The sequence below is a fragment of the Halorubrum sp. Boch-26 genome (assembly GCF_029889805.1).
Classification (GTDB): domain Archaea; phylum Halobacteriota; class Halobacteria; order Halobacteriales; family Haloferacaceae; genus Halorubrum.
In genome coordinates this window covers 1-6,820 of the sequence record NZ_JARANT010000120.1, presented here as the reverse complement: position 1 = coordinate 6,820, position 6,820 = coordinate 1, and the positions used below count along the sequence as shown (strand labels likewise).

Genomic DNA, 6,820 nt, shown 5'->3' with positions numbered 1-6,820 from the left:
ATGTGTATATGAGCCAGGTGGGATGGGGCGGGAGTTGTTTTCCCAAAGATGTCGATGCAATTAGGGCGGCGGCTCGCGAGGCGGGCTACGAACCCCTCCTCCTCGACGCCGCGGTCGCGGTGAACGACGGCCAGCCGGAGCGCATGCTCGAACTCCTCGATTCCCACGTCGACGTCGCGGGCGAGCGCGTCGCCGTGCTCGGACTCGCTTTTAAACCCGGCACCGACGACACCAGGAACTCGCGAGCGGTCCCGGTCATCGAGGGGCTTCAGGAACGGGGCGCCGACGTGGTCGGCTACGACCCGGTCGCGACCGACAACATGCGCGAGCGGTTCCCGGATGTCGACTACGCGGATTCCGCGGCCGCCGCGCTGGAGGGCGCGACCGCCGCGCTCGTCGTCACCGACTGGGACGAGTTCGCGGCGCTCGACGACGCCTTCGACGCCATGGCCGAGCCCGTCGTGGTCGACGGTCGGCGGATAATCGAACGGCGCGACGGCTTGACGTACGAAGGACTCACCTGGTAGCGCGACCGCCGCCCCGACATCGTCGACTGTCGGCGGCACGGCGACCGGCGCACAGTTCGATTTATGTGTTGTGACTGAAATGGGATCCTATGGCAGCCCTCCACGCGCTCCGTCCGGCAGTCGGCGGCATCGTTCGCAACCCGGTCCTCCTGCTCGTCACGGCGCTGTACGGGCTCGCGCAGGTCCCGAGCTTCCTCGTGCCCCCGACGCAGCCGATCCTGACGGCGGTCGTCTCGCTCGCCACGTTCGGCGTCTTCGTCCTCGCGATCCCCTTCTTCCAAGGCGGGCTGCTCGGCATGGCGAGCGAGGCGGTCGCGGGGCGGACCGAGGTTGGGACGCTGGTCGCCGAGGGGAAAGAGAACTACCTGTCGCTGCTGCTCGCGTACTTCGTGTTGCTCGCGATCAACCTCGTCTTCGGGTTCGTCGCGTTCATGGGCGGGCTGATCGTGGTCGTCGGCGGCGCCGCGTCCACGTCCACGGACGCGCCCGCGGTCGGGATCGATCCGACGCTGCTCGCGCTCCTCGCGATCGTGGGGGGCGGGTTCCTCCTCGCGTACCTCCTCGTCACCTTCGTCGTCCAGTTTTACGCCCACGCGATCGTCCTCGACGACGCGGATCTCGTCGACGGCTTCCGGCGCAGCGTCGGACTCGTCCGGTCGAACGTCGTGAGCGTCCTCGGCTACACGCTGGTCCTCCTCGCCGGCAGCGTCGTTTTCGGGACGTTGGCCGCGGCCGCCTCGATCGTTCTCGGTCCGCAGTCCCCGGGCACGTCCGGGACGCCGTTCGCCGACCTGGCGACGGTCGAACCGGGCCTTCCCGTGCTCGTCGGCGTCGGCCTCGGGTACCTCCTCCTGACCGGCGCGTTCGGCGCGTTCTACGCGACGTATTCGGTCGCGTTCTACGAGCGGATCGGCCGCGACGCCGCGTCGCGGTGAGTTCGACGGCGCCGCGTGCGGCGTCTCGGTGACCGTCACCGATAATCCGTTGGCTCCCCTTCAGTCCGTATGAACACGCAGGACGGCGGCCACCACGACGCCGCGGTCGACGCGCTCGCGGCCCGCGAGTACGAGACGGCCGGCGACCGATACACGCGCGGCGGGCGTCGGGTGCTCGCCGACCCGCGCGAGGGCCTCGACCCCTTCGCCCCCGACGAGAAGGGGTGGATCGGGCAGGGCCTCCAACAGCTGCTCGCGGCGACCGTCGCCTACCGGGTCGCCGGCGTCGACGCGCGGGCCACCCAGCGGGCGGTCGAGGGGATCGCCGCGACGCGCGACTTCCAGCGCGTCCTCGACGCGCCCGGACAGGGCGCCTGCCTCGCGGAGTTCGTCGCCGACTTCCGGGTCGCGGGCGGCCTCGACGGTGCCGGGCCGGCGTACGACGACGCCGCGGAGCGGTACGCGGCGGCCGGCGACGATATCGACTCGCCGCAGGCGCTCGCGACGACGCCGCTGTTCGGCGCCGCGGCCGCGACGATCAAACAGGTCGCTCGCGGCCAGGCGAACGGCGAGATCGCGGTCCAGTGGGAGGACCTCCACGGGCCGGACCCCGCCCGGCCGGGCGACTTCCTCGCGCACCGCGCCCGATTGAAAAAGCAGCGCTTCGCGGGGCTCGTCGAGAAGGCGGTCGCGGACGGCCATCTCGCGGCGCCGCGGGGGACGACGGAGTACGGCAACGAGACGCACCGGTGTCCGAACTGCGGCTCGAACGACGTGAACTGGGCCGGCACCGAGGTGCTCTGTATGCGGTGTTCGACGCCGACCGAACGGATTTGAACAGCCGGTCTCCCCTCAGTCCGCGAGCAGGCTCTCGCCGTCGAAGGCGTCGTCGGCGTCGACGTCCATCAGGTCGAGGATCGTCGGCGTCACGTCGAAGAGGTTCGAGCCCGCGACGTCGAGAGCGGGGTCGGTGGTGTACAACAGCGAGTTCTCGAACTTGTGCATCCCGTTGCGCGGCCCCTCCGTGAAGACGGCCTCCTTCCCGCCGAAGCCGGACTTCAGGTCGAAGCCGTCCGCCGGGATGACGACGAGGTCCGGCGCGATCTCGTCGTGGGCGCCGTCGAAGGCGTCCCCGCCGTTCACGATCCGCTTGCACACCCGCCGGCCGTCGGGGCCGGTGAGCCCCTCGAGATCGCTTCTGAGCTCGTCGCGGACCGCCTCGTACTCGGAGTCGGGAACGACGCCCTCGGGCTCGCGGCCCTCTAAGTTGAGGTAGAAGCGACCGGGGATGAGCGAGTACGCCCGCGTCTCGTCGTCGATGTCTTCGAGGGAGTCGTGGTCGTCGTCCTCGTAGGAGAGCCACCCCTCGTCGGCGAGGAACTGGTTGCAGTTCGCCTCCCACTCTAACTCGGTGAAGCCGTGGTCGGAGGCGACGATCAGGGTCGTGTCGTCGTCGAGCGAGTCGCGGATCTCGCCGATGTACTCGTCGAGCCGCCGATAGAACTCGAGGAAGTCTTCCTTATACTCCCCGTCGTTCGCGTAGTCGCCGAACAGGAAGTGGTTGACGCGGTCGGTGCTCATGAACACGCCGAAAAAGAGGTCCCAGTCGTCCTCGGCGAGGTAGTGGGTGAACACGTCGTGGCGCGCGTCGAGGGTGGCGTGGGCGTTCTCGACGAACTCGCTTTTGTCGTCGTCGTGGCCGAGCTTCGCGTTCACGTCGATGCGGTAATCGTGATCTCGGAGCACTTTCTCGACCGCGTCGTCGCTCGCGGCGGCGTCGAGCCCGGGCGAGAGGAAGCCGGAGACCTGCCGCTGGATCCGCGTCGACGGCGGGAACGTGACGGGGACGTTGAGCACGGTCGCGTCACGACCCGCGTCGGTGACGCGGTCCCACAGCCGCGTCGCCTTCACGTGCCGGCCCATCGGGACGTACGTCTCGTAAGAGTCGACCTCGCGGTCTTGGAAGCCGTATACGCCCGTCTCGCCGGGGTTGACGCCGGTGGTGAGGCTCGGCCAGCACGCGCTCGACTCGGGCGGGACGATGCTCTCCAAGCGCCCCGCCGACCCGGTGTCGGCGATCGCGGTGAGGTTCTCGAAGACGTCGGGGTGATCCTGCACGAGGTCATACGGTACGCCGTCGATGCCGAGGAAGACGACGCGCTCGTCGTCGTCGCCGCGTAGCCGGTCGAATAATCCCATGCGCGGAGAGTGACCTCGAGCGGACAAATTCCTTGTGTTCTGGCGAGTGACGCCGCTATCTGCGGATCCTGACAAGCCGTGCCGATTCAGAAGGCCTATTCCCCTCGGCGGAGACATATTCGGCGTATGACTGACGATTTCCCGACGAGCGTCGACGTCGACTACGCCGACGGCGAGGGCGAGGATCCGGCGGACTACCCGTCGCTGCAGCACAAACTCGAGAAGGCGATCGAGGTCACGCGGCAGGGGCTCGAACAGTACGACAACCCGGCCGTGATGTGGACGGGCGGGAAGGACTCCACGCTGACGCTGTACTTCATCAATCAGGTGGCCGAGGAGTACGGCTACGAGAAGCCGACCGCCGTCTTCATCGACCACTTCCAGCATTTCGACGACATCACCGACTTCGTCGAGCGTTGGGCCGACGAGTGGGGGATCGACCTCGTGTACGCCCGCAACGACGACGTTGGCGCGTACGTCGACGCGAACGGGTTAGAGCCGGGCGACGACATCCCGGTCGCCGAGCTGAACGAGCAGAACCAACACCACATCCGCGACATCCTCGAGTACGAGGAGGACACGTTCCCGTTCCTGCTCGACACCTACGTCGGGAACCACCTGCTGAAGACGGTCGCGCTCAACAACGCCCTCGAGGCCCACGACATCGACGGCGTCATCTCGGGCGTCCGCTGGGACGAACAGGAGGCCCGCGCCGACGAGACGTTCTTCTCGCCGCGGCACGACCCCGACCTGTTCCCGCCGCACGACCGCATCCAGCCCATCCTGCAGTTCGCCGAGGCCGACGTGTGGGACGCGTTCTGGAACTACGTCGTCCCGGACACGGTCGAGGCGTTCCCCGACGAGGGGTACGTCCCGCAGGCCGACGACGATCTGCCCGAGGGCGTGAGTCAAGAAGACGTTCCCATCTCGCCGAAGTACTTCGCCGGCTTCCGCTCGCTCGGCAGCGAGGTCAGTACCGAGAAGACGACGGAAGAGCCCGCGTGGCTCCAGAACCTCGAGGACACGACCGAGCGCGCCGGCCGCGCCCAAGACAAGGAGGACCTGATGGAGCGGCTGCGCGACCTCGGCTACATGTAACGCCGGGCGTCGAGCGCTTCTTTTCGATCCGTTTCGGAGACCGCTTGATTCTCCGTCCGGCTTCGGTCCCGGCCCCGCATCAGCGCCGACCGTCGGGTGCCTCGCCGACTGACGCCGTGAAGCCGACCTCGCGGAGCCGATCCGCGAGCGGCAGGCCGATCCCCGACGCCGGCGTCAACACGCCGCCGTCGAGCGGGGAGTCCACGTCGCCGGTCGCCAGACACGCCGCCGATTCCCCGAGCATCCGCGCCGTCGCGCCGTAGCCGGGATCGCGGTCGGCACCGAACTCGACCTCGACGGTGAAAGGCCCGTCCGCGGCCGTCCCTCGGCCGAGAACGCGGATCAGGAAGTGCCCGTCTTCGGCCTCCTCCCTCGTCGGTCCCTCGCCGGGGTCCGGGAACGCGTACCGCCGCAGCGCCGAGCGCAGCGGCCCGACGGACATGGCGGCCGTGAACGCACCGAGACCCCCGGCGACGAGGCCCGCCGTGGCCGCGCCGGTGAGTCCGGTCCCGGTCGAGACGACCTCGGTGCATCGAAACTCGCGGCCCCACGGGTACCCGAGGAGCGCGTTGCTGCGTCGCACCACTCGTTCGTTCACCGCCGCCATCGGCGAGGGTGCCGTCCACCCCGAGGTCAGGGAGTCCCGTCGCGGGCGGCGCTGCTCGCCGGGATCGACGCCGCTCCGCTCGCCGGGCGGCGCCAGAGAGTACGGATCCCGGAGGGTCTGCCGGGCCAGCGGGTCGGTGGCGGCCGCGTCGAACAGCTCGCCGAAACTCGCGAGGGTGCCGCCGCTGACGCTCCCGCTCCCGTCTTCGAGGTAGATCCGGACGGTCTGACAGGGCGTGTCGAACGTCTCCGCCGCGAACGACTGGGCGAGGAGCGTTCCGAGGTCCGCGGGCACGGAGTCGAACCCGCAGCCGTGGACGATTCGAACGCCGGCGTCGACCGCCGCCTCGTGGTACCGGTCGATGATCTCGCGCACCCAGGTGACCTCGCCGGTGAGGTCGCAGTAGTCCGTGCCGGCCTCGATGCAGGCCTCGACCAGCGGGGTCCCGTACGTCGTGTAGGGGCCGACGGTCGTGCAGACGACCCGCGTGTCCCGGGCGATGGCGCGCAGGCTCTCGGGGTCGGTCGCGTCTCCCACGACGACGGGCACGTCGTCCCACGCATCGCTCCGATCGGTGAGGTCGTCGACGACCTCGCCGAGTCGCTCCGGGCTCCGCCCGCCGACCGCGAGCGAGAGGTCCTCCGGCGCGTACCGCTCGGTTAGGTACTCGGCCGCGAAGCGTCCCGCGATGCCTGTCGCGCCCCACACCACGATGTCGTGCGTCCGGTCGTCTGTCATACGCGCGCCGCTACGGGGGCGACACGGTAAACCGGCGGGGTCCAACGCATCTCCCGGTGGGAAAGGCGAAAGACATTCCACACCCCGAACGCCCGGGCCTACGCGTCTTCGGGATCGTTCTCGGCGTCCGGCTCACAGACGAGTTCGACCCCCTCCTCGAAGCTAATTTCCGGCTCCCAGCCGGTCGCCTCGCGGAACGTCGAGTAGTCGGCCATGGTGTCGTGGAAGTATCCGTCGAAGGGACACTCGATGTACTCGGGGTCGATGTCGGTGTCGAGCGCGTCTTTGATCGCGGCGACGTTGAGTTTCTCGGGCGTTCCGAGGAAGAGATCGTCGACGACGATCACGTTGCTGTCGGTCCCGAGGCGGTTCGCGAGGTTCGAGCCCGTGAAGCCCGCGCCACCCGTGACGAGCACGCGCTTGTCGTGCATGGACGTGGGTCGTCAGAGAACAGGCGTCTTTGCGGATCACCGAGAGCGAACACACAGGTGGGGGCCACGGCGAGGGGAGCTACCGCGTTCACCGTCTACTCCGATCTCCCGGGGTCGTCGTCGAAGCACTCGACCGCAACTATAGTAGACGTTAGAAATAGTTGCTCACTTTTAGAATAGAAATTTGGTCAAGAGCGGTATCGATCGCTGTTGTAAGTTCGTCGAGTGAGTCGAAGAACCGGTTGCTGAGAGCTGCTTGGAGTTGTCTCCAACATTCCTCGACAG

At 68.4% G+C, this 6,820-nt stretch carries 6 protein-coding genes and 2 pseudogenes; 4 read left to right on the top strand and 4 right to left on the bottom strand.

Annotated features, from left to right (window positions below):
- The 3 genes from OQF71_RS13325 to OQF71_RS13315 all read left to right on the top strand — a co-directional run.
- Window positions 1-527, top strand: a 527-nt coding sequence (locus tag OQF71_RS13325; protein ID WP_280588246.1) for a UDP binding domain-containing protein, incomplete at its 5' end; no start/stop codon positions are given.
- Window positions 528-616: 89 nt separating this feature from the next.
- Window positions 617-1,462 (top strand): hypothetical protein, encoded by an 846-nt coding sequence (locus OQF71_RS13320; protein ID WP_280588245.1) that lies wholly within the window; start codon window positions 617-619, stop codon window positions 1,460-1,462.
- Window positions 1,463-1,531: 69 nt separating this feature from the next.
- Entirely contained in the window at window positions 1,532-2,299 is a 768-nt protein-coding gene (locus OQF71_RS13315) for a hypothetical protein (RefSeq protein ID WP_280588244.1), read from the top strand.
- A gap of 15 nt (window positions 2,300-2,314) precedes the next feature.
- Here OQF71_RS13315 and OQF71_RS13310 read toward each other — a convergent pair whose 3' ends face one another.
- Window positions 2,315-3,661, bottom strand: coding sequence for an alkaline phosphatase family protein (locus OQF71_RS13310; protein WP_280588243.1), 1,347 nt, complete (start codon window positions 3,659-3,661; stop codon window positions 2,315-2,317).
- 126 nt (window positions 3,662-3,787) lie between these two features.
- Between OQF71_RS13310 and OQF71_RS13305 the strand changes: the two genes are divergently transcribed.
- Window positions 3,788-4,759, top strand: coding sequence for a phosphoadenosine phosphosulfate reductase family protein (locus OQF71_RS13305; RefSeq protein ID WP_280588242.1), 972 nt, complete (start codon window positions 3,788-3,790; stop codon window positions 4,757-4,759).
- A gap of 79 nt (window positions 4,760-4,838) precedes the next feature.
- Here the strand turns inward: OQF71_RS13305 and OQF71_RS13300 are convergent, their stop codons facing one another.
- The 3 genes and pseudogenes from OQF71_RS13300 to OQF71_RS13290 all read right to left on the bottom strand — a co-directional run.
- Window positions 4,839-6,104: a saccharopine dehydrogenase NADP-binding domain-containing protein gene (locus tag OQF71_RS13300; RefSeq protein WP_280588240.1), complete on the bottom strand. Its 1,266-nt coding sequence runs from the start codon at window positions 6,102-6,104 to the stop codon at window positions 4,839-4,841.
- A 98-nt stretch (window positions 6,105-6,202) separates the two neighbouring features.
- Window positions 6,203-6,394 (bottom strand): annotated as a pseudogene (locus OQF71_RS13295) (nucleoside-diphosphate sugar epimerase); the annotation flags it as partial.
- Between the two features lie 292 nt (window positions 6,395-6,686).
- Window positions 6,687-6,820: pseudogene (locus OQF71_RS13290) on the bottom strand (IS630 family transposase); the annotation flags it as partial.

What these genes read in the sequence shown, in the direction of transcription:
- OQF71_RS13320 (WP_280588245.1), top strand. Translation starts at nt 617, where the DNA reads ATGGCAGCCCTCCACGCGCTCCGTCCGGCAGTCGGCGGCATCGTTCGC.
- OQF71_RS13310 (WP_280588243.1), bottom strand. Translation starts at nt 3,661, where the DNA reads ATGGGATTATTCGACCGGCTACGCGGCGACGACGACGAGCGCGTCGTC.
- OQF71_RS13305 (WP_280588242.1), top strand. Translation starts at nt 3,788, where the DNA reads ATGACTGACGATTTCCCGACGAGCGTCGACGTCGACTACGCCGACGGC.
- OQF71_RS13315 (WP_280588244.1), top strand. Translation starts at nt 1,532, where the DNA reads ATGAACACGCAGGACGGCGGCCACCACGACGCCGCGGTCGACGCGCTC.
- OQF71_RS13300 (WP_280588240.1), bottom strand. Translation starts at nt 6,104, where the DNA reads ATGACAGACGACCGGACGCACGACATCGTGGTGTGGGGCGCGACAGGC.